We start from the raw sequence: 23,155 nt of genomic DNA, 5'->3' as shown, positions 1-23,155 counted from the left end.
GCAACAAATAAATAACTCATGTTAGCTTAAGCTTGTTTTTGTAATTTGACAATGTAGGGTAACGTTTTTTATGATATTGATATGGCTCATATTGTAACACTTAACAGGTTAGTAATTCAAGGAGATTGAAGAAGATATCTCTGAAAACATAAAAATAACGATGATTTAGTCGTTGTTTTTATGTTGCGGTAATTATAATTTGTATTAGATTCAAAATAAGTGTAATTGAGCTTAAGAAATTTATAAATTCATTTAAAAGACAGTTCCCTTTGTGAATAACAATTACTAAGGGAAGATGTCTTTGTTAATGTCGCTATTGATCCATTTGTTCTTTCAAATATTGATACATCTGGCTGAAATCATTGAGTTCATCCTCATACGTCGCACTACGAATCGTCTCAATTTGCTCAATATTGGCCATGAAAATATTCACCAGTTTGGGTTCAAAGAAGTTCCCTTTTTCAGCAATTAAATAAGCAACCGCATCCTCCTGTGACCAGGCGTCTTTATAAACCCGGATGCTGCGGAGTGCATCATAAACATCTGCGATGGCGGTAATGCGGGCGAAGACATGGATATCATCCCCAGATTTACCGCTGGGATAGCCCCCACCGCCCCATTTTTCATGATGTTCCAGAGCAACCAGCGATGCATAACGCAGCATTTCCCGCTCGGGATTTTTCAAAATTTCATAGCCGATACTGGTGTGATACTTCATAATCTCAAACTCCTGCTCTGAGAGCCGCCCCGGCTTGTGGAGAATATTTTCCCCGATACCGATTTTCCCGACATCATGCATCGGCGATACGGCGGTGAGGATGGCCACATCTCTTTCGGAAAGTCCGTATTCCTTGGCCAGAAATGCCGATACCCTGGCCACCCGTTTAACATGATTAGCGGTTTCGAAGGAGCGGGTCTCGATAACGGCTCCTAATTTCGTAATCAGAACCTTCTGGGTATCGACAATTTCCTGATTCAAATCGGCAATTTCGATGGTTTTTTGATTAAGGTTGTTTTTCTCCCGAATGGCATAAAGAAGGAGACCGATAATCATCACCAGAACTCCGGTGATTACCGAGAATAAGATAATCAGGGTTTTATTTTTTTCAAAATATGTGACCGGTTCATTGATGATTGTGGAGCCTTCCGGGACGTTACTCAGCTGGTAGGCCTTAAGTACATCATAGTCAAACATATACTGATAGTGGGAACCATCCTCGTAGATCAAGGGTGAAACGGATTGTCCTGCCCAAAGATCGAGCAGGATATTGGCAGCACTTTCGCCATACTTATAGGATGAAGCCACATATCCGCCAACTACCCCAGAGCCAAGATAAAAATCCCAAAGGGCATACACCGGATTTTTGGCATTTTTTAAAATGTATTGGGGAACCTCGTCATAATGATAAGTAATATTGTTTTTGTCCCGGGAATACAACACATAGAAAAATAGGTCACTATCACTGCTGGAGTCAATGATCGCTTTGAGTTCGTCCGGCGTTTTATCATAATAATGCTGACTTTGATATTTCGGATATTTGTCGGCAAGCATTGTCATGATGTCAGACCGCATTTCGTTGCTGGTGGTGGTTTCGTCATAAATAAAATGCAGGGTTTTTATATCTTTGGTTTGATTTTGCGATAAAGCTACAGCAATATTTTTTTCCACATCAGGCCGTTCTTCGATAATGACCATACCCGGGATTCCCTCGCTGTAGGGGCGCAGAGAGTTGATGCCAGTGCTGACGACATGAACCGTATTAGGCCAGATTGTTTTACCAAAGCGATTGTAGAACTGTAGGGCATCGTCATCACAGATAATTAGGCCATCCAGCGAGACGTCCTTATATTTTTGGGTCATGGTCTCAGCCAGAGTCTGGAAGGCATCGGCATCCAGACTGTTTTTGGCATCAAGAAATTCATAGCGGATCCGAACCTTTTCTTCAGAGGCGGCTAAAACAGCTTCAATACCTTCTTCCAGTACCCGGGTATGGTAATAATCCCGCTGATAAGATTGAAGTATTAGGATCTCTTTGGTGTAGATCCCAAGATCATTGGATTGGGAAAAGACAGATGGTGAGAATAGCCAACAAAAAAGACAGGGAACGAGGAAGAGGAATATTATGCGCAGTTTTTTCATAGCTTTAGCCTCCAATAAACAGTCTTAAGTACATTCATACCAATAATTTTCTATCTTAATCAAAAGAATCCAAACAAAAAAGTCAATCTCGTTATTATTGATGTAGCATCTGGGTAAATATAAAGCTATTGGGAGTGAGTGGCATCGAAGTTTAGATAAAAATGAACATGAATTATTTTATGGGCATTAATTCGGTGATGCTACAAAAATATCTAAATATTTACGTGAGTTAGTCGATTACATAGATAGTCAAACCACTGCTGATAGTAGTCAGTAAATAAAAATTTGCGAAGGAGATGCCATGATTGACTTACCGGAAACCACCAATGTATACAAGCGAATGCCCAAAGAACTGTTTTATAAATATTTGAATGACGACTGTATATCAAAAAAGACTTTCATTGATGAAATCAGAAGCATTGTCTGGGTCAATACGCTGTCCGCAGAAACCACAACCACCCCAAAGGGGAAATATGTCACTGAAATAGCAATCGTCGAAATTGTTCTAAACCGCCAGGCCATCAGCTCCAACATCCTTGAAATTGTAAACCGGGAAATAGATCAATATACTGTCTTTATTGTCCGATATGAAGAATGGGGACAGCTCTGGTGCTGTGATCATCAGTCGATTAACCCCCAAACGGGTTTGTTCAATTGCCAAAACTATTACCAGACCAACTGGATGAGTGTAGAGGATTTGACATTAAAAATTGACGGTGGGAATCTGGATCAGGTCTATGAGAACTTTTTTATGCAGATTGTTGGAAAACCCTTTCCTGCCAGAATTAACAGAAACCAGAAACAAATCGATGAACGCATCGAAAAAGTTGAGCTACTCGGAAAAACCGAACAATTGGAAAAACTGGAAGCGACCATCAAAAAACTGGAAATTCAGATGGGAAAAGAAAGGCAGTTTGGCAAACAGGTTAAGCTGGCTACAGATATAAAAAATCTTCAAGATGAAATAAAAAAAATCAAACGATCCATGTCAACTCACGTTGAAATTCATCAGCCGGAAATCGTCGCAGCACAAGAGGAAGCGCCAGCAACGGTACGATCCTTTTTCCCCAATGTATATGTGAAGATGCAGGATGTAACCGGAAACCGTTTTGATTATTCGTTACTATAGAAATGATCGCAAATAAAAAACACTCATAATGAGTGTTTTTTATTTGCGATCCGCATGATCTAATAAAAAAGCAGAAAGTAGCGATCATTAACGATAGCCTTTCGAATTTACTTCTGAAACCATAATGCTTTTATTAAGTTGCCGGATGGAACCGGAAAAGATATAATAAAATAAAACCCGATTTGACGTTGGGTGACAGGTGAAGTGGGGGCAAAGTATATGGAAAGTTTACCAGTAGTGGTTCTTGTTGATTCCAATAGTGTGGTGAAAGAACGCATCAGAAAAATCTTAGCCGATCAGGATGTTACAATCTACGAAGCGTTGTCACGACAGGATCTGCTTGGCATAATGGAACAAAATAAAAATCAGATCAATCTCATCGTGACCGATATCGAAATTGATACGGATCGGAACTTTGATGGCATTGGTCTGATCCAGCTGGTTAAAAATAGAAGCGATACAATTCCGGTGGTAGTGGTCACCTCCGAAAGTAGAAAAGATATCATCACCAAGTATTTACGAGAAGGAACGGCGGATTATATTTTAAAACCCTTTGAAGATAACTATTTAAAAGAGAAATTATTAAAACACATCAACGTTGAAAGCCTGACAGAATTCACTGTCTTGAAATTCAGTCTCAAAAATTATCTGGAGCATGAAATTTATAAGGCTAAAAAAGGCAATTACAGCTTTACCCTTTTAAAGATCAGTTTCCAATTAAATAGCCAGGCCGCTGAAGCTAGCAATGAATTTTACAAACATGCCAAAGCTGTATATCGGGAGATAAAATCGCTCTTTTGGGATTCGGATTTATACATTCAGCATGGCTATCACAGTCATTTAGGCTTTTTTCCCTTTTGTACCCAGGAAAATTCTAGAATAATCAGCGATAAAATAATCAGGAAGTACGAAGAATTCAAATTAAGTGATCCTGAAATGCAAAACTACGTCATTAATCAGACTTATTCAACCTACCCTACCGATGGCGAAACCCCAGCCGATCTGCTAGAAGCGCTAGAAGCACGGAACACAAAAACCATTAAACCCAAGTTTACGCCAGAGTGTGTCGAACCGGCTGATTGTTAACCAGTTCCAGTACTATATCGCAAATAATGATGTATTGCGGTGTCGTCGATTAAAATTAAAGGTAAAGACGATCATAAAAAAAGAAAAAAACAGGAGTAGCGATGTTAAAACGAATAAAAAACATCAAAGGAATCGGAAAACGGGTCAGAGACATCAATGTTTTACTGAACCATGAAGGGTTTTATCTGCCCTGGAATGATAAACAGATAGAATTGTTCTTCAGAAGTTTAAAACAAGAAATGACGACTGTCGACTGGAATGATGAAGAGGGCAATAAAATCAGATTGGTTTTTACGCCTCAGATTATCAATGAGAACGGTTACGAAACCACCCTCAACGTCATCGAGGTTGAATATTACACCATCGAGCAGATTGTTGAACAGATTCGCAGACATCTTCATGCCCAAAAGAAATAATCATTAAAAATTCAAAATCGCCATGCAAATAAGGCGAAATAAAAGGAAAATGACAATGACAGACTACATTGAATTAATTGCTAGCTTCACCAAAGATGACTTTATCTTAGATTATGAATCAGTGGCGAAAAAAGGCTTTACCGAAGATAAACGGCAGTTTGAACAGGCCTGGCAAGCCCAATTCAGAGCGAATAAGGATCAGACCCTTTTTTATTTTGGATTTCTCAGCAATCTGGAGTTTCTTTCACCGACGATGGCCTTTCTCTATCGGATCAGCGAGGGATTTTTACAAAAAATCGCCAAACAGCCGGATCTGGAATTTTCCCGGGAGCATGTGGATTTAAGCTTGACCCCCGATGAAATCGACGAGATCCGCAAAATAATTCCCTTTGGCAATGGGATGGCTCATGTCGATGATGGCTGGATTCTGGGCATCTGGGAGCGACTCACCCATGTTTATCGGGAAGCGATTAAAGCCTATCCGGGAACTGTAGCAGCATTTTTAACTGAGCACCACGCCGGGATCAACGTGGCGGGGCGAATCTTTTTTCATCTGGTCGAAAACAGTGAAGACGAAGGCTATCCCTTTGCTTTTCTGGCCACCTATTCCACCAAACCCGAGGATGGCAAAAAAGCGATGCATACCCCGCTGAAAAACGCCTTGCGGGAATATCAAAATCAGCCCGAAAAGCTCATTCAATTACTATCCACTGTCAGTCGGGTGGCCGATGTCAGTCGGTTTATTTCAGATCTGATGGAAAGTGGCGAACTGTTTTCGCCGCTGAAACTGACCGCTCGGGATGCCACCGTTTTCTTGATCGAGATTCCCCTTTATGAAGAAGCCGGGATCATGTGCCGGATCCCCAACTGGTGGCGCAAGAAAAGCAATCAGCTAAGGCTCAACCTGACCGTGGGGGAAAAGGAACCGGCAAAGGTGGGGATGGATGCTATTTTGGCTTTTAAACCCAACCTCTTGTTCGGAGACTCTGCCATTTCCAAAGCAGAAGTCCAGGCGCTTTTGGCAGAAACCCAGGGACTGGCGCTGATCAAAGGTAAATGGGTGGAAATTAATCATGACCAGCTGCAAGCCGCCTTGGAGGCTTTGGCAAAAGCCGAAGCGCTGGCAGAAAAGCAAGAACTGACCCTGGCTCAGGCGATGCGGCTGGAACTTGGTTCGGAAGAACTGCTGGGGATCCCGACAACGGGGATGGCGGTCCATGTGTCGACTGGAGACTGGCTCCGTCAGGTCAAGGAAACCATGGCTAATCCCCAGACGCTGCAAGGGCAGCAACCGGAACCCAGTTTTAACGGGGAGCTGCGACCCTACCAGCAAACCGGTTATGACTGGCTTAAATACATGGTCGACCTGAGACTGGGCGCCTGCCTGGCGGATGATATGGGGCTGGGTAAAACCGTCCAGATCATTGCGCTGTTAGAATATTTGCGCAGTCATCAGGAGGATCGGGTGCTGCTTATTTTACCGGCATCCCTGATTGGGAACTGGGAAAAGGAAATTGTGAAATTTGCCCCGGAGATGCCGGTTTGTGTATTACATGGGATGGCGGCGGCTAAAGATCCGGAAACTTTTTTAGCAACGCCCGTCTTTCTAACCATCACCACCTATGGCATGGCAGTGCGGGTACCGGAACTGGGGGAAATTCGCTGGGATCTGATTATCCTGGACGAGGCTCAGGCCATTAAAAATCCGGGCACAAAGCGGACTAAAACCATCAAGGCGCTCAAAGCCAAAAGTCGAATCGCCATGACCGGCACCCCGATTGAAAATCACCTGTCCGATTTATGGTCGCTTTTTGATTTTCTAGATGGCGGGCTGCTGGGAAGTGCCAAAGAATTCACCGGGTTTACAAAGGGATTAAAAAAGGATCCCACTGGCTATACCAAACTGCGTAGTATGGTCAATCCCTTTATCCTGCGCCGACTAAAAACCGATGCCTCGATTATTTCGGATCTGCCGGATAAGATCGAAATTAAAGAATATCCAGTGCTTTCCAAAAAACAGATGGTGCTCTACCAGAACCTGGTCAAGGAGCTGTCAAAGAAACTGGCAGAAAGCGAAGGGATTGCCCGTAAAGGCCTGGTTTTGTCTAGCATCATCAAACTCAAGCAGATCTGTAATCACCCCGATCAGTATTTGGGTCAGGATCTTTACAAGCAGGATCACAGCGGCAAGTTTGAAATGCTGGAGAGTATCTGTGAAACAATTTATGAAAAGCGGGAACGGGTGTTGGTGTTTACCCAGTTTAAAGAACTGACCGAACCCCTGGCGCAATTTTTGGAAGCGATCTTTCATCGCCCGGGGCTGGTGCTCCATGGCGGTACCCCGGTGGCCAAACGAACTGAACTGGTGGAAGCCTTTAATGGGGAAGCCTATATTCCCTTTATGGTGCTGTCGCTCAAAGCCGGAGGGGTGGGTCTGAACTTGACCGGCGCTAATAATGTCATCCATTTTGACCGCTGGTGGAACCCGGCGGTAGAAAATCAGGCCACTGACCGAGCCTTTCGCATTGGTCAGACTAAAGACGTGATGGTGCATAAATTTATTACCGCTGGCACCATTGAAGAAAAGATCGATGCGATGATTGAAGAAAAAAACCAACTGGCTGAAGATATTATCCAGGCTTCTGGTGAGGGCTGGATTACTGAACTGGACAATGAACAACTGCTGAAATTATTAAGTTTAGGTGGAATCTGAGATGAGTTATTACGATTATGATTATGTCCATGTATCCGTTGCACAAAAAAAAGAAAAAGCCCGAAAATCGCTTGATAAACTGAAGCAGACGATGCCAGATATCGAGCCGGTGGTCATCGAAGGCACCGCCATCGCCAAAACCTGGTGGGGAAAAGCCTGGAACAAAAACCTCGAAAGCTATGCCGATTACCGCAATCGGATTGGCCGGGGGCGCAGCTATGTTCGGGAAGGAGCAGTACTGCATTTAAAACTTGAAAAGGGGACGATCCATGCTTTGGTTCAGGGAAGTACGGCAAAACCATATCGGGTTGAGATCGGCATTGACCCATTGGATGAAAAAACCTGGAAACAGATCACCGCCCTGTGCAACCGCCGGATTGAATCGCTGGAACAGCTGGTCTCCGGTAAGTTTCCCAAAGAGCTGGAGAGTCTTTTTACGACCCAACAGGAGGGCTTGTTTCCCGCCCCAAAAGAAATCCATTTTCACTGCAGCTGTCCCGACAGCGCCCGGTTGTGCAAGCATGTGGCAGCGGTTTTATACGGAGTCGGCGCCCGTCTGGATCAGAACCCGATGCTGCTCTTTTCTCTGCGGAAGATGCCAGTCGAAGAACTGATCAAAAAATCCATTGCGGATAAGATGGAAAGTATGCTTAAAAATGCTGACAAAAAAAGTCCCCGGGTAATCGGGGACGATCAGGTTCATGATCTGTTTGGAGTGTGAAAGAAGGAGTGGTTTATGAACGAGGATTTATCACAAAAGCTGAAGGCGTTGAAAAAGACACTTATCTCATTAACTGAAATTGAAAAACTGATCATTTACAATGATTATGATGAATTAACGGCAATCATTATTAAACAGATTGAAGATGAAGTAATCAAGCCGGTGGCAAAAAAGAGTACAAATGGCTTGATTCCACCACTATATTTAAAATATCGCATTTGTAAGATACCAGAAGACCTTTCTACATACCGAGAAGAAATTCTCCATCTTCATCCGGATTTAAAAATATCGGAATATATTGCTAATCCTCATCTGTATAAATCTCATCGACATATTGTACAGCCGCTTAGCGATTTGCTGAAAACACGACCAGAGACATTATTAAATATAATGTCAAAAAACGAACGCGCATACAATATCTGGTATGATGAAAAAATTCTGGATGATTCCAAAACAAAGTCGATCATTAGTTTTTTAGGAATAGAAAAAAGGTTGAACTATTATTTAACACCAGAACCATTCTTTGACTATGTACTAAGAAATCATGAGGACATGACGGTTTTAATTATCGAAAATAAAGACACCTGGTTTACATTTAGAAAATTACTCACAAAAAATCCTGAAAAATGTTGCTTATACGGAAGGACTTTGGACGCACTTCTTTATGGTGAAGGAAACAAAGTGACGAAACCTGGAGGGATTGAAGCCTATGCTGAAGAGGTACTTAGTACTAACGTTCAATTCCTATATTTTGGAGATCTAGATTTCGCAGGGATTGACTTGTTCTTAAGAGTCTGTAAAGCAAACCCTGGTGCAAACATTAAATTGTTTACTAGGCTGTATCATGAAATGTTAGGTTTGGTTGAATTAGATAAACTTAAAGAAATCAGGAATAAACAAAAAACTGATATTTACCTGGACGAGTTTCTGTCTTTTTTTTCAATGGCACATACTGATTTAATTCGAAGCATTCTAAATAGAAACAAATATATTCCACAGGAAGTGGTCAACTATCCAATTTTAGAAGCCATGCTAAAAACAATGGGGTGATAAATATAGAAAGGCGTATTTTATGGATTTTTTACAACAGTTTGAGAAACGGATGGAACTTATTGCGGTGGTTGATTCGATTGTAAATCGACGAAACACCTCGTCTGAAATAGAAAATCTGTTGAATAAAGTTGAAATTGACAATCTGCTTATAGCTGTTCTTGTTTTTATCATGGAAATTACGCTGACAGAAGATCAGGACTGTACCATTGATTCTATTTCTGAATTTTTAAAAAAAGTTTTACCTGCTCATGAGAAGCAACTTTCAGGAAGTGAGATTGAAACGCTGACTCGATATCTGATAAAGGATATTCTGCAAAACAAGAGCCAAATGCGGGAGTATACAGTGATGGATTATAATAAAAGTGCACTGGTAAATATTCCGGTACGTCTTATTCGAGACAAAGAAACAGATGATGGTTTGGTTGTTTATGAACTGACATCCCAGGGATATAATTTTATGTTCAGGACAAAAGAAATTGATGATGAACTGGGATTTGAACTGGAAACGGTTAAACTGAATCTGCTAATCAAAAAAAAGAACTATCGTAAAGCCGTTGCTCAAAGTCTGGAACTCATTCGACTGCTTCAAAGTAAGAGAAGGGAGCTACAGCAGTTTTCTGATAACTTTCGAAACAATATTGCTTCCATCTCCGGTTTGGATTACGATAATATAATTGTAGAAATCAACAGCATGCTTCAGCAAGAATACGAATCAATGATTGAAATCAATAATATGATTAATCTCGCTAGACAACGACTCATTGAGGAGGAAAAAAGTCAGGGAAGTGGCGATGAGAAAATAAAACAGGCCAAAATAGATGTGATCCAGATTTCGAAAAACGTGGAACGTGCACTCAAATATCAAAGACGTTTACTGATTGAAAGCAAGGTGATGAAGTCTATTTATCTTGAACAACTTGAGGATTCAATTGCTTTTACAAAGGTTAAAATCTATGATTTTGAAAAGATGATTCTACGGCCACTAGAAAAGTTCCAATATGATTCACCCATGGATTTGGTCAATGTTACAAAGAAACTGTTTAACCCGTTGTTTATTCCGGAACCCAATAGAACCCTGAATTTAAAAACAATATATGAAGAACAGACTCGGGTGCGAGAATTTGACGAGGTGGGTCGGGGGTTTGTGGAGGAGGAAGTGGAAGAGGACAGGCAACCTCAGATTAATGAGAGCCGAAATCGGACGCATACAAGAATTATCAAGCAGTTTATCAAATTTGCATCAACCCATCAGGAGGGCTTTGTATTCTCTCAGTTTTTTGAAATGCTAAAATCAGAAGCCCATTTTCACGATATGGTGGAAAACCGCATGGTATATCTTGTCATGCTTAAACTGTTTGAAGAAGGAGAGGTCGATATTAACCTCTGGGGTGAAGACGAAAGCAACGTTGTTCATGAGGCCAATGGTGAGTTTGATCTGGCTTATTGTTTGAGTGAGTTGATGGATCAAAAAGAACATTATTATGATGTTTATCGAATAAAAATTGGAAAAACTGATGAGGAATTCAGTCATATGGAAGTCATTGATCAAAATACTGGCTACGAAGAACGAATTATAATGAATGATTTCAGATTTGAGGTGGAAATGAATGAACCGAGCTTTACAAATTTATAAAAAACTGCTGTCTGACGGTCAGATAAATGATAAATCAGATTCGGAATTGTATACAAACTTCAAGGATCCAGACGTTAGAGCCATACTTATTAAATTTGAAAGAGAATTGGGATTCCGAATAATTGAAGCCAAGCATACCGTTTATCTGGTACCAAACTCAGACAATGAACTGTTCAGTTTTAGAATGAAGGATATCAGGGAGTCCATTTCGTCATCGGCCAGGCAGGTTGATGCATTTCTTCAATGTTACATTATCATGGTCATTCTGCATTTGTTTTTCGGCGGTAAAAATTATGACCCGAAACAAATTGAGTTTTTACAGATTAAGGACATTGTTCAAAAACTGGATGAAAAGTTTGATACGGCTTCTGAGAGAAAAATGGATGAACTGGAGGAAAGATATTCGCTTAATTTTAAGCATATTGCCAATCTATGGGGAGCTAAAGCAACAACCCAGGATGGAAAACGAACGACAAAAAATGAAATAGTGCTAAGGGCTTGCCGATTATTGATTCGACAAAAGCTAATCGATTTTCGGGACAATGAGAGAGAAATAAAGACGACTACGCGACTGGATGATCTGATGCGATATTACTATCTCGATGAAAAGAGAGTGTCCGAAATCACTGCTGTTTTCCAGGAGGATGAGAAAAATGCCGAAAATTAATCGAATTAGAATCAGTAATATAACCTTTGACAAAAAACGGATTGTCGATGAATTATATTCGACGGCAGATGGCGAAAATGTTCTGATCAATCTGGCAAATGGGAGTGGGAAAAGCGTTCTGGTACAATTGATGCTTCAGACTATTTTACCGAAAGTAAAAATCCATGGTCGCAGTGTCGAAGCCTACCTACCAACAGACCGTTCTACTGCCTATGTGATGCTGGAGTGGAAGTTGGATAATACGGTGCAGTCCTCATATTTTTTAACCGGAATTGCGATGTGCCTTGGAGGGAACGACGAGAATAATTCAAAGCTTAAATATTTTACATTTACCAATGACTACACCCAGGCAAATGAATTTGATATTGCCAACATCCCCTTGATTGAAAAAAATGAAAAAACACATCAATATTGTACCTACGAATCAGCCATGAAATTAATGCGGCAATCCGATAACAATCGGGTCCGCTATTTCCAATCCGATTTGGGCGAAGAATATCGAAAGCATCTTGCGCAACACGGGATTTTTACAAATGAGTGGAAAATTATTGCCAGAATCAATGAACAGGAAGGGGGCGTGGATGAGCTTTTTAAAAAAAGTAGCACTTCTGATAAATTAGTTGATGACTGGATTCTCAAAACGATCACTGACAGTATGGATGCATCAAATGATCTCCAGGAGATGATTATTGCCTTGATGAAGGCAGTAATGGAAGAAAATGAAAATATTAAAAACAAGGAATTATTAACAAAATTTAATGATCAACTGGTAGCATATGAAAATAAAATCAGTGATCTGCTAGCATCGATCACCAAAGTAGTTGAGATTGAAACACAGTTTATGGAACTCTATGTTTATTGCAAAAAGCAAGGTGCTGATGCGGAAGAAAAAATTCAGGCATGTAATGTAAAACTGAATGAAATTCAAAGGCAAAAAGATCATATAAAATATGAGCAGATTTCCGAAGATTATTATAAAAGAAGACAAGAAGTTAGCAATTTAACAGAAAAACAGGAAGAATGGAAACAGGAGTTGCTGGATGCCAGTGAAAAATATAGGTGTGATAAATTAAAAAGGGAAATCTATGAAGCTGCTGAAATCTCACATGATATTGATATGAGCAAGGGCGAACTTTCTCTCTGGCTTCAACGGCAGGAAGCATTAAGCACTGCGGAGCGCAATGAAAAACTTCAGAATGCCGGCTATACCTTATCAGTTGCCTATCAACATCTGGATAAGGATATTCTTAAACTGATGAATGAGAATAACAACTATCTGGTGACAATTAAAAATTCTGAAACTGAACTCATTAATCGAATGAATCAAAACAATGCGGATCAAATGAAAACATACAAAGAATTAGGTTCGCTTAAGGAAAAATGTGATAACTTTAAAATAGCGGAAGAAAAAGTTTTTTCGGAGTTGAAAATATTTTTAAACCGACTTTTGAACAATCAATTAGATGAAACTGAATTGGAGATTCAGCGGGAAAAATATGACAGTCTAATACAGAATATGATTGATGAATTCAGGGATCTCGAAAATAGACAAGGCGCAATAAGTCAGCGTATCTCAGAAATTGATACTGAACTGCTGGTCTCGAAAAAAGAGTTAAATACATTCGAAACAAATTCAGAGAAGCTCCTTGAGAATAAGAAAATATATCTCGAAAAACGGCAGGCTCTCATTGAAATCCTGTCGCAATATGAAATTAGGCCGGAGCGGGAATTCAGCAAAACCTTTAATAGTCAGGATGTAAATGAGCGAAAGCGTGATTTAAATGTGGTGTATCAGAAGCTGGGAAACCGAATTGAAAAGCAAAAAGAATTAGTTGCCGCATTGAAAAAGGGCAATATCCATTCGTCACCAGACCTGCAGGAACTGTTTCAAAAAGAAGACATTGAATTTGAAACTGGCGAACAATACTTGAACAAAGAAATAGAGGGTCGCCGAAAAATGCTGCTTCAAAAAAATCCGGTACTACCTTATTGTTATCTGGTTGGGAAAAATGAGTTGGAGCGGGTAATGAATTTAAAATTATCTGAGCCAATGATGCGTCTCATCCCGATTTTATCATTTGAAGACGTTGAAACAGATCAACAGTCAACGAATGCATTTGTAAGGTGGAATAAGGGTGTTCTGGCTTGTAATTATCTTGAAAAGTGCTTTGATACCGACAAACGACAGGAATTTAAGAACCAGATAGAGCATGACTTGGAATCCATGGAAAGTGAGTATAAGAATCGTGAAATGACCTTGAATCGTATCAGTCAGGATTTAATCTCAATTGAAGGATATCCATATGAAAAGGGCTATCTGGAGGCAGTTGAAGACCAGTTGGATGCGATTCGCACAAAAATAATTGAGTTGAATACACGTGATGGCGTTTTATCAGAAGAAAAAGGAAAACTTTCCAAAGAGGCTAAGAATATCATTGATCGTTTGATTCGATGCCAGCAGGATCATGACACACTAAAACGTCATCAAGTATCATTTGAAGAATATCTTTTAATTGATAAGCAGTTTGTGAATGATTCGAATGAACTTGCTATCATCCAAAAAATTCTGTTAGATTTGATAAAAGAGGAAACTCATTTAGGTAAACAGAAAGAAACAGTTTTTGAAGAAAAAAGGCATCTAGAAGAGCTTGAGCGCAGCTATCAAATAAAGAATAAGGAATACAAGGAAAAAATCAATAAGTATTCAACCTTTAAATTCGGGGAAATTTTATCTGATGATATTCTGAGCATTGAAAGACAATTCGAAGAACTCCAAAGTGAAAGAAGTAGCACAAAGCAGCAGATAGACACAAACATTGAGAGAAACAATAGTGAAATATCAAAATATCTGAATAAACTAAAACGATTTAATCATATTTTACCTGAAGAATACGACGATGTTCCACTTGATGACTTGACATTTGCCCGTCTGAAGAAACAGGAAGACATGGCATTTACAGATCTTGAAAATGTTAAAAATGAAAAATCAAAGGCTGAAAAGAAGGTCGGCATTGCAGAAACAAAGGTTGATGCTGAACGTGAAAGAATCAAAGAAATCGGCCATTTGGAGCCGCTACCAGATAGTGAAATAAAAGGGAATTACCTTAGACGCAAAAGCGATTTAGAAACACAGGCAAATGAAATCAGTGAACTTATAGAGCAGCAGCAGGCTAGCAAACTTGGATATGAAAAAAAAATGACCGTAATTGAGAAAGTCATTGAATTAACAGAGAGTTATTATCCACCATTGTTAAGTAACGAGACCTACGAAAAATTTAATATAAAAACGATGTCAAAAGAAATAAAAGAAACAAGAGAATATAATGAAAACTTGCAACGGGAACTCTTTCAGAATTATTTGTCAATCAAAAATGACTACGATGGAAAACATTCAATAATCGGCCATTTAATTGCAAGAATGGATATTACTGGATTGAAGCTTAAATTTGAGGACTATTATTTTGTCTTCGAAGGTTTATCTAATTCAAGAAAAATGTTGAATGACTATCTTGAAGTCATTGAAAGCGCTTTACGTACAATCGATGAAGAAACGAAGCACATTAATCAGCATGCCGTTGAACATGGCAAAAAAATCCATCAAGAAATGCTACTGATTACCAAGTCGGCAAACGTCAAACTTGAAGGGCGAAGAACCTCTCAACCGATGCTTTCTATTAATATTCCTGATCAGCTGGACACCTATTATGATGATCGTATGAAAGAGCATATTGCTTATTGTATGGAGATAATCCGGAATGAATGTAAAATCGGTGACAACATTGAAGAAATTGTTCGAAAAAAAGTCAAAATACTTTTTTCTGATCGAAAGATTTTCAATATCATCATCAATAAAGAATCACTTAAAGTCAAGTTATACAAAGCAGATATAAGTATTGCTGCAAGTGAACTAAGATTATGGGAAGAGGTGCTAATCGGAAACTCCGGGGGTCAAATGTTTATATCATGTTTTGCAATGATCTCTGCATTAATTGATTATACCAGAAATAAAGCTATGGAAAGTAGTGGCTTTGAAAAGTATGAAGCCAGTAAGTCATTCATTATTGATAATCCGTTTGGTAAAATGTCATCATTTCATTTACTTGATATTTTAGTGAAAATTGCTGAAAGATTTAATAGTCAGATGATTTGCCTTTCAGATCTTAGTCAAAGTTCCATTACGACTATTTTTTCGGTAATTTATCAATTAAAATTAAAAAAAGCTAAATATAGCAATCATACTTATCTTCAGACAACGGATTATCGTACAAGCGATAATGTATATCGCAATGAGAAGTTGGAACATGCATACTTGAAAACCAAACAGGTGCAAATGAATTTATTTGATCGATAAAGAATATAGCGGGAATGTGATAATGCTCTTAAAAGAAGCCATGTCGTTCGTAAAAACTAATTCAAAAAAAGCATGGAAAATAGAAGGTCAAAACGTATCGAGTTTGTTGACTATCCAGAAGATGCAGTAAGAGAAGCATTAGTGAATGCATTAGTTCACTGGGATTACAATATAATTGGATCTGAAATTCATATTGATATTTTTGATGATCGAATGGAAATTACTAATAATAAAAAAAGTCCCCGGGTCATCGGGCACGATCAGGTGTTTGATCTGTACGGGGTGTGAAAGAAGGAGACACAGCATCATTATGGTCTGTAAAAAATCTAAGGGCTGACCTCAATGGCGATGATCTCGGGGACATTCATAAAACGAAAGGGCAGCTTGGTCATCCCGGTGCCTTTGGTGACAAACAGGTCGGTTTGCCCCGCATTGCCAATGGTATAAAGGCCTTTGACATATTTTTTTCCGTTGGCTGGCAGAATCTTTTCGGTTAAGTAAGGAAGTGAAATCTGTCCGCCGTGGGTATGGCCGGCTAAAACCAGCTGGACGGCATCGCTGTTCATCTTATCCACAATATCCGGTTCATGGGTCAAAAGAATATTGTAGGCACCGTCAAGAGCCTCATCAGTCAGATCCAGATCCGGATTTCCCCGGTAAACATCATCCAGACCAAGAAGTCGGACATTGAGTTTTGAAATATCGAGCCAGTCGTCAACGAGAACCGCAAAGCCGCCAGCGCTCATCAGTTCGGCGTAATTATATTGGTCCAATAAGGCATACTCATGATTTCCCATGACCGCAACCTTGCCATAGGTTGCCTGGATCTTAGCCAAATTTTGGGAAATATCTTCAGGATTGACGGTGAAATCGCCGCTGGAACCAATGAGATCCCCAGTAAAAATAACCAGATCGGGATTTTCAGCATTTATTTTTTCAACGATGCGATCAAGTTGGTTATTATCATTAAATTCGCCCAGGTGCGTATCGCCAAAAAGGACAATTTTTAGTGGCGCCTCAAGTCTGTTGTTTTCAAGTTTTTCCCGATTCACCATGAGGAGATTGGGTTCAACATAGCGGGCATAAGGATAGCATCCCACCAAAATTGCGGTTAATGTGATAGTTGTGAGCAGTAAAAATTTTCCAAATTTCATGGGCACTCCTTTCGGTTGTTGATATGATTAGGTAATTGGGAGACTCCGTGAGTGCTACGATCAGTTTTGAAATCACTTAATAGGCATTATAACCTGCAATCTTTAAGAGCTCTTTAAAAAAGTAAGAGTCTGCGGATTGAGTGGCGGAGAAATGGCAATAGATTAGCTGATATTTAAAAAAAAATAGTTGACAAACTAATACTTCGAGTGTAGAATTAAAATAATTCGAATAACGAAGTACTTTGTAAAAAAAGAAAAAGGAAATACAAATGGATAATAGCTTTAATGGCGATCTTGAAACAATGATTTTTGAATACATCGACAAAATTAAATATTTGTTATCCCCGGAGATCTGGGGAAATGAACTTTTCAATTGTTCGAAGAATGAAGTGTTCGTGCTGCTGCTTTTATATCGACGAAGTGATGTGAACATGACCCAGATTGCTGACTATCTGAGCGTTCCCCTGAACACGGCCACCGGCATTGTTGCACGGATGGAAAAGCGGGACTTTTTAGTCCGGGAAAGAAGCTCGGAAGACAAACGGGTGGTCACCATCAAACTCACCGACGGCGGCAGAGAAGCGATCCGGGACATCCTTAACGAGATGATCCGTTACGGACAGCTGATGATGGACAGCTTTACGACCGAGGAAGTTAAACTGGTCTTCAAGCTGGTCGACAAGGTCATGGACACCCTCAGCCACGATGCCAGCAAAACCGAAGCCAAACAAAGCGAACCCAAAATCAGAAAGATTATGATTGAGTAAAACCGCTGCCCCCGGGCAGCATATTTTAGAAGATATACTTCGATAGACGAACTATTCGACAAAAGAATTATAAATTAAAGCAGGAGGAAATAAAATGAAGCGAATACTGATTTTTACTGGCAAAGGCGGAGTGGGCAAAACCAGCGTGGCGGCTGCCCATGCCCTTAAATCATCACAGGAAGGCATGAAAACACTGATTGTCAGTACCGACATGGCGCATAATCTGGGGGATCTGTTTAATGTTCCGGTCGGAAAAGAAGAAGTGCAGGTTGCCGATCATCTCTACGCCCTGGAAATTGATCCCAACTATGTGATGGAAAAAGATTTTAAAAATTTGATGCGGGCATTTAGTAATATGATTGGCTCCATCAATCCGGAAGGGGCTGAAATGGATGAATTTACGATGATGCCGGGGATGGATGAACTCTTTGCATTACTTAAAATCCAGGAATTGTATAACAACAGCGACTACGAGCGGATCATTGTCGACTGTGCCCCGACCGGAGAAACCCTGTCGCTACTCAAATTTCCGGAGCTGATGTGCTGGTATATGGATAAGTTCTTTCCGATCGGGAAGGTGGCGGTGCGAATTTTATCGCCGGTTTCAAAAGCACTATTCAAGATACAACTCCCCGACCACCATGCCATGAGTGATATCGAAACCCTCTATGTCAAACTGATTGAACTCCAGGAACTGTTAAAAAACAAGGAAGTGTCTTCAGTGCGGTTGGTGACCATTCCTGAGAAAATGGTGGTGGAAGAGACCAAACGGAACTATATGTACATGAAACTTTATAATTACAATGTCGATGGCATCTTTATCAACCGTATTTTGCCCCGCGAAATCGGCAACCCCTTTTTCGAAGAGTGGATCACGATCCAGAAAAAATACATCGGTGAAATTGAGGCCTGTTTTGACCAGATTCCCAAATATTATATTCCCTGGTACGATACTGATCTACTGGGATTAGCTGCCATCAACCGGATCTGTGATGATGTCTTCGCCGAAAGTGCTGATTTATTTGAGATCAAAGCGGACATTGAAGGGGAAAAATATGAGCAAACCGAAAACGGTTATAATCTGAAGCTTTTTTTACCGAATATTACCAAGGATGAGGTAGCGGTCAATCTGTCCGGATCGGACGTAATTGTCAAAATTGGCAATTACAAGCGCAATATCCCGATGCCCAATACCCTCAGAGGGATGGCCGTCACATCGGCAAAATTTGATCAGAATACCCTGGTCATTGCGTTTCAATAGAAATTATTTTAAATAAGGGAGGCCTACCAAATGAACCATGAATTTATTAAAAACATGATCCTGGCAAAGCAATATGAACGTGATGCGTTTTTGTCGCTGTTGTCACCGAGTATCGCCCAACATGTTCAGGTAATTGAAAAAGAAGTCAAAGGGATGATCTTTGAAATAGCCAAGGAATGGGCTGTTGATGTAAGCAGTGCGGTAAACGCCGCCGAAAAAGAAAAAACGGATGAAGCGGACGGCGAAATAAAAGTTAAAAAAGTTTCGATCACTTAGAATCAATAAAATAGCTTGATCAATCGAATAAAAGGGAGAAGAAAAATGCGAATCATTTTATATACAGGTAAAGGTGGCGTGGGGAAAACCAGTGTGGCCGCCGCAACGGCGGTTAAGCTGGCCAAAGATGGTAAAAAAGTTTTGATTATGAGTACTGACCAGGCTCATAGTCTATCGGATTCGTTTGGCGTAAAGCTGGAAAATACACCCGTTGAGATTTGCGATAGGCTCTGGGGTCTGGAAATTGATGCCATCCTGGAAGGCGAACGGGCCTGGGGGAATATGAAAAACTACATGAAGGAATTGCTGACGTCCAGAGCCGAAGGGGGTATTGAAGCCGAAGAACTGCTGGTCTTTCCGGGGTTGGAAGAACTATTTTCGTTGTTTAAAATCACCGATATTTATGAAGAAAACCAGTACGATGTGTTGATTGTTGACTGTGCTCCCACTGGGGAGACCCTATCGCTGTTAAAATTTCCGGAAATGTTTGGTAATATGATTAAAACGGTTCTGCCAATGAAAAAGAAAGCGGTCAAGGTGGCCGGTCCGATGATGGAAAAAGTCATGAAAATCCCGATGCCCGAGGACAATGTCTTTGATGATGTGGAACAACTAAATGAAAAACTATATCAGCTTCAGGCGATCATGACCAACAAGGAAATTCTCACTATTCGTATTGTCACCACCCCGGAGCGGATTGTCATCAAAGAGGCCAAGCGGAATTTCACCTATCTACATTTGTACAACTACAACATCGATGCCGTGATTGTCAACAAGGTCTATCCGCCCAAAGCCCTGGATGGCTATTTCAGCAAATGGATCAATTTGCAGGAGGAAGGGTTGAAAGAAATTCGCGAGAGCTTTTCCGAGGTGCCGGTTTTCACTCTGATGCTGCTCAATAAGGAACTAGCTACCGAAGCCATTCTTTTAGAAGCGGCCGAGCAGATTTTCGGCGAAACTGATCCCGCAGCGGTTTTATTTAAGGATACGATTTTTGAAGTGAAAAAGGAAGATGACGGATATGATTTTATCTTGAACATTCCCTTTGCCGAAAAATCGGATATGGATATGAGCCAAAAAGGCAGTGAATTGATGATCCAGATCAAGAACGAAAAACGGTGTTTTACCCTACCGGATGTGTTGCGCAACAAAACGGTTCAAAGTGCCAGATATGAAGCAGGTAAACTGCTGATAAAATTTGCATAAAGTGAGAATTGGGTTTACAATAGATAGAAGAAATCAATGGAAATGAGAGGAAGGCGGTCGATGCAGACTTACTTTATTTTAACCATTAATCCCGGCTCAACCTCGACTAAAATCGGCGTTTTTGAAAATGAAACCGAGCTGTTCACGCAGTCGGTTGAGCATGATAGTGCCGACCTTGAGGCCTTTCCAACCGTTAATGATCAGTTTGAATTCAGAAAAAAGACGGTGCTGGAAATACTAAGTGCGCACCAGTTTGATCTCCACAAGCTTGCGGCAGTGGTGGGCCGGGGCGGCTTGCTGCCGCCCATCCATGCGGGTGGTTACTGCGTCAATCAAGCCATGAAAGATCTGATTTTAGCCGGTCAGCTTTCGTCCCATGCCGCCAATCTGGGGGCTCTACTGGCGGAAGCCATTGCCAGCCCGCTGGGGATCCCGGCCTTTATCTACGATGCGGTTTCAGCCGATGAAATGGCCGATATCGCCCGGATCACCGGCTTTCCCGAGATTCACAGGAAGAGTCTCTGCCATGTTTTGAACAGCAAGTCCATGGGCAGAAAATACGCTAATGAAATGGGAAAAACCTATGCCGAGATGAATCTGGTCGTCGCTCATCTTGGTGGCGGGATTTCCATCAGCGCCCATAAAAAGGGACGGATCATCGATGTGATAGCCGATGATACCGGCCCTTTTTCGCCGGAACGCTCCGGCGGTGTCCCCTTGTTGGCCCTGGTGGAGCTGATTTATAGCAGCGATTATCAGAAAAATGAGCTGCTTAAAAAAATTCGCGGGCAAGGTGGCTTAAAAGGCCATTTGGGCAGCGGGGATATCCGGGAAATCGAAAAGCGGATTCTGGCTGGAGATGCCAAAGCAAAGCAGATCTATGAGGCTCAGGCTTATCAGATTGCCAAAGGTATCGGTGAAATGGCGGTGGTGTTAAAAGGAGAAATCGACGGGATTATCCTGACCGGCGGGATGGCCTATTCGGAAAAACTCACCAACATGATCAAAGAATACATCGCTTTTCTGGCTCCAGTTAAAAGTCTGCCCGGGGAAAACGAAATGGAAGCTCTAGCCTTGGGGGGATTAAGACTGTTAAAGGGCGAAGAAGAACCGCAAGTATTTAGCAGCGATTTTGAATAATTGAAAGAGGATTAGCGGTCAATCGTTGACAAATTGTTCCCAGTTGAAATTAAGATAAAGTGCTTTTGGCAAATTTTTCTTGTTTCTTTATTTGATGAAAGTGATATAATTTTTATCATAAGTGCGCAAAAAAATAAAAATAATAATTTTACAAAAAAATGTCGGATTTTGTAACGATACAAAAGAAAAAGAGGAAACACAAATGGATCATATGGAAAAATTAAGGGAATATGCCCGACTCGTTGTCCGAACTGGGGCAAATGTGCAAAAGGATCAATTGACGGTTGTGAATTGTTCGGTTGAAAATTTTGAATTTGGACGAATGATCGTTGCTGAGGCATACAAAGCTGGAGCTAGAGATGTAATCGTCTTCTGGAACGATATCAAAACCAGCCGACTCCGTTTTGATAACGTGAGCCTGGATGTTTTGCGGAACATCCCTAATTGGCTGGCCGAATCCCGGAACTATTATGCCCAACAGAAAGCGGCGGTGATTTCCATTGTCGGCAACGATCCAGAGGCCTATAAAGGGGTGGCCAGTGAGAAGTTGCAAACCAGCAGCAAAGCCTCGGCTAAAGCATTTGAGCCTTATTACAAAAAAATGATGAACAGCGAATTTCAGTGGTGTGTGGCGGCTGTCCCTGAGGCCAAATGGGCAATGAAGGTATTTCCTGAGCTTTATGAACAGGAAGCGATTGTAAAGCTCTGGGATGCCATCTTTGATGCTGTGCGCATTGGCGAAGGCGACGCTGTCAAAGCCTGGAATGACCACAAAGCCAGGCTTTCCGAAAAATGCCGAATCCTTAATGATGCTCATTTTGACACCCTTCGCTACAAAAACAGCATCGGCACTGATTTTACTGTGGGACTTCAAAAAGATCATATTTGGGAAGGCGGCGGCGAGTTTACCCCGGATCAGGTTTATTTTTTTGCCAACATGCCCACCGAAGAGATCTTTACCGCTCCAGACTGTTACCGGGCTGAAGGTACATTGGTTTCAGCGCTACCTCTTTCCTATCAGGGAAACCTGATCGAGAATTTCAGCCTGACCTTTCATGACGGCAAGGTAACTGACTATCAGGCGGAAAAAGGTGAGGAATACCTCAAAATCCTGATTGAAACCGACGAGGGATCGAGGCGGTTGGGAGAAGTGGCACTGGTTCCCTACGATTCACCGATTTCTAATACCGGGATTCTTTTCTACGATACCCTGTTTGATGAAAATGCTGCCTGCCATTTTGCCCTGGGAGAATGTTATCCGACCAATATCCGGGATGGCGGCAAGATGACCAAAGAAGAACTGATTGCCGCTGGTGGCAATCAATCGGATACGCATGTGGATTTTATGATCGGTACCAAAGATTTGGAAATCACCGGCATTACCAAAGATGGTCAGGAAAGATGTATTTTTAAAGAAGGAAACTGGGCGTAAAATGTCATTA

18 protein-coding genes are annotated in these 23,155 nt (G+C 41.0%); 16 read left to right on the top strand and 2 right to left on the bottom strand.

All coding sequences use genetic code 11. The annotated features are described in order from the left end of the window. Positions 1-313: 313 nt before the first annotated feature. Entirely contained in the window at positions 314-2,140 is a 1,827-nt protein-coding gene (locus Q7J41_RS12265) for an HD domain-containing phosphohydrolase (RefSeq protein WP_304888517.1), read from the bottom strand. Between the two features lie 301 nt (positions 2,141-2,441). Between Q7J41_RS12265 and Q7J41_RS12260 the strand changes: the two genes are divergently transcribed. The 10 genes from Q7J41_RS12260 to Q7J41_RS12215 all read left to right on the top strand — a co-directional run bounded on the left by Q7J41_RS12260 (position 2,442) and on the right by Q7J41_RS12215 (position 16,197). Continuing rightward, the gene (locus Q7J41_RS12260; RefSeq protein ID WP_304888515.1) at positions 2,442-3,269 is read left to right on the top strand and encodes a DUF4391 domain-containing protein; all 828 of its coding nucleotides are present in this window, start codon (positions 2,442-2,444) and stop codon (positions 3,267-3,269) included. 219 nt (positions 3,270-3,488) lie between these two features. After that, positions 3,489-4,355: a PleD family two-component system response regulator gene (locus Q7J41_RS12255; protein WP_304888513.1), complete on the top strand. Its 867-nt coding sequence runs from the start codon at positions 3,489-3,491 to the stop codon at positions 4,353-4,355. 101 nt (positions 4,356-4,456) lie between these two features. Further along, entirely contained in the window at positions 4,457-4,771 is a 315-nt protein-coding gene (locus Q7J41_RS12250) for a hypothetical protein (protein WP_304888511.1), read from the top strand. Positions 4,772-4,826: 55 nt separating this feature from the next. Next, a complete protein-coding gene (locus tag Q7J41_RS12245; protein ID WP_304888509.1) occupies positions 4,827-7,484 on the top strand; it encodes a DEAD/DEAH box helicase in 2,658 nt (885 codons plus the stop codon). Position 7,485: 1 nt separating this feature from the next. Further along, a complete protein-coding gene (locus Q7J41_RS12240; RefSeq protein ID WP_304888507.1) occupies positions 7,486-8,205 on the top strand; it encodes an SWIM zinc finger family protein in 720 nt (239 codons plus the stop codon). Positions 8,206-8,220: 15 nt separating this feature from the next. Beyond that, complete coding sequence (locus tag Q7J41_RS12235) at positions 8,221-9,255, top strand: hypothetical protein (protein WP_304888506.1); 1,035 nt, start codon at positions 8,221-8,223, stop codon at positions 9,253-9,255. A gap of 22 nt (positions 9,256-9,277) precedes the next feature. After that, positions 9,278-10,891 (top strand): hypothetical protein, encoded by a 1,614-nt coding sequence (locus Q7J41_RS12230; protein ID WP_304888505.1) that lies wholly within the window; start codon positions 9,278-9,280, stop codon positions 10,889-10,891. Then, positions 10,866-11,558 (top strand): DUF6063 family protein, encoded by a 693-nt coding sequence (locus Q7J41_RS12225; RefSeq protein WP_304888503.1) that lies wholly within the window; start codon positions 10,866-10,868, stop codon positions 11,556-11,558. The genes Q7J41_RS12230 and Q7J41_RS12225 overlap by 26 nt, the downstream gene beginning before the upstream one ends. 130 nt (positions 11,559-11,688) lie before the next feature. Then, entirely contained in the window at positions 11,689-15,909 is a 4,221-nt protein-coding gene (locus Q7J41_RS12220; protein ID WP_304888501.1) for a hypothetical protein, read from the top strand. A gap of 141 nt (positions 15,910-16,050) precedes the next feature. Then, positions 16,051-16,197, top strand: a complete 147-nt coding sequence (locus Q7J41_RS12215) for a hypothetical protein (RefSeq protein WP_304888499.1) — start codon at positions 16,051-16,053, stop codon at positions 16,195-16,197. A 38-nt stretch (positions 16,198-16,235) separates the two neighbouring features. Here the strand turns inward: Q7J41_RS12215 and Q7J41_RS12210 are convergent, their stop codons facing one another. Continuing rightward, positions 16,236-17,063, bottom strand: coding sequence for a metallophosphoesterase (locus tag Q7J41_RS12210; protein WP_304888496.1), 828 nt, complete (start codon positions 17,061-17,063; stop codon positions 16,236-16,238). A gap of 269 nt (positions 17,064-17,332) precedes the next feature. Here Q7J41_RS12210 and Q7J41_RS12205 point away from each other — a divergent pair, with 269 nt between their 5' ends. The 6 genes from Q7J41_RS12205 to Q7J41_RS12180 all read left to right on the top strand — a co-directional run bounded on the left by Q7J41_RS12205 (position 17,333) and on the right by Q7J41_RS12180 (position 23,145). Then, positions 17,333-17,830: a MarR family transcriptional regulator gene (locus tag Q7J41_RS12205; protein WP_304888494.1), complete on the top strand. Its 498-nt coding sequence runs from the start codon at positions 17,333-17,335 to the stop codon at positions 17,828-17,830. A 94-nt stretch (positions 17,831-17,924) separates the two neighbouring features. Beyond that, on the top strand, positions 17,925-19,091 hold the full coding sequence (locus tag Q7J41_RS12200; protein ID WP_304888492.1) for an ArsA family ATPase: 1,167 nt from the start codon (positions 17,925-17,927) through the stop codon (positions 19,089-19,091). A 30-nt stretch (positions 19,092-19,121) separates the two neighbouring features. Next, positions 19,122-19,367, top strand: a complete 246-nt coding sequence (locus tag Q7J41_RS12195; RefSeq protein WP_304888490.1) for a hypothetical protein — start codon at positions 19,122-19,124, stop codon at positions 19,365-19,367. A 45-nt stretch (positions 19,368-19,412) separates the two neighbouring features. Beyond that, a complete protein-coding gene (locus Q7J41_RS12190) occupies positions 19,413-20,573 on the top strand; it encodes an ArsA family ATPase (protein ID WP_304888488.1) in 1,161 nt (386 codons plus the stop codon). Positions 20,574-20,633: 60 nt separating this feature from the next. Continuing rightward, on the top strand, positions 20,634-21,713 hold the full coding sequence (gene buk / locus Q7J41_RS12185; RefSeq protein WP_304888486.1) for a butyrate kinase: 1,080 nt from the start codon (positions 20,634-20,636) through the stop codon (positions 21,711-21,713). A gap of 202 nt (positions 21,714-21,915) precedes the next feature. Next, the gene (locus Q7J41_RS12180; protein ID WP_304888484.1) at positions 21,916-23,145 is read left to right on the top strand and encodes an aminopeptidase; all 1,230 of its coding nucleotides are present in this window, start codon (positions 21,916-21,918) and stop codon (positions 23,143-23,145) included. Positions 23,146-23,155: the final 10 nt, after the last annotated feature.

The sequence above is a fragment of the Acetobacterium sp. genome, from assembly GCF_030652775.1.
Classification (GTDB): domain Bacteria; phylum Bacillota; class Clostridia; order Eubacteriales; family Eubacteriaceae; genus Acetobacterium.
Note: the sequence above shows the minus strand (reverse complement) of the source record. Positions and strands in the feature narration are given on the sequence as shown.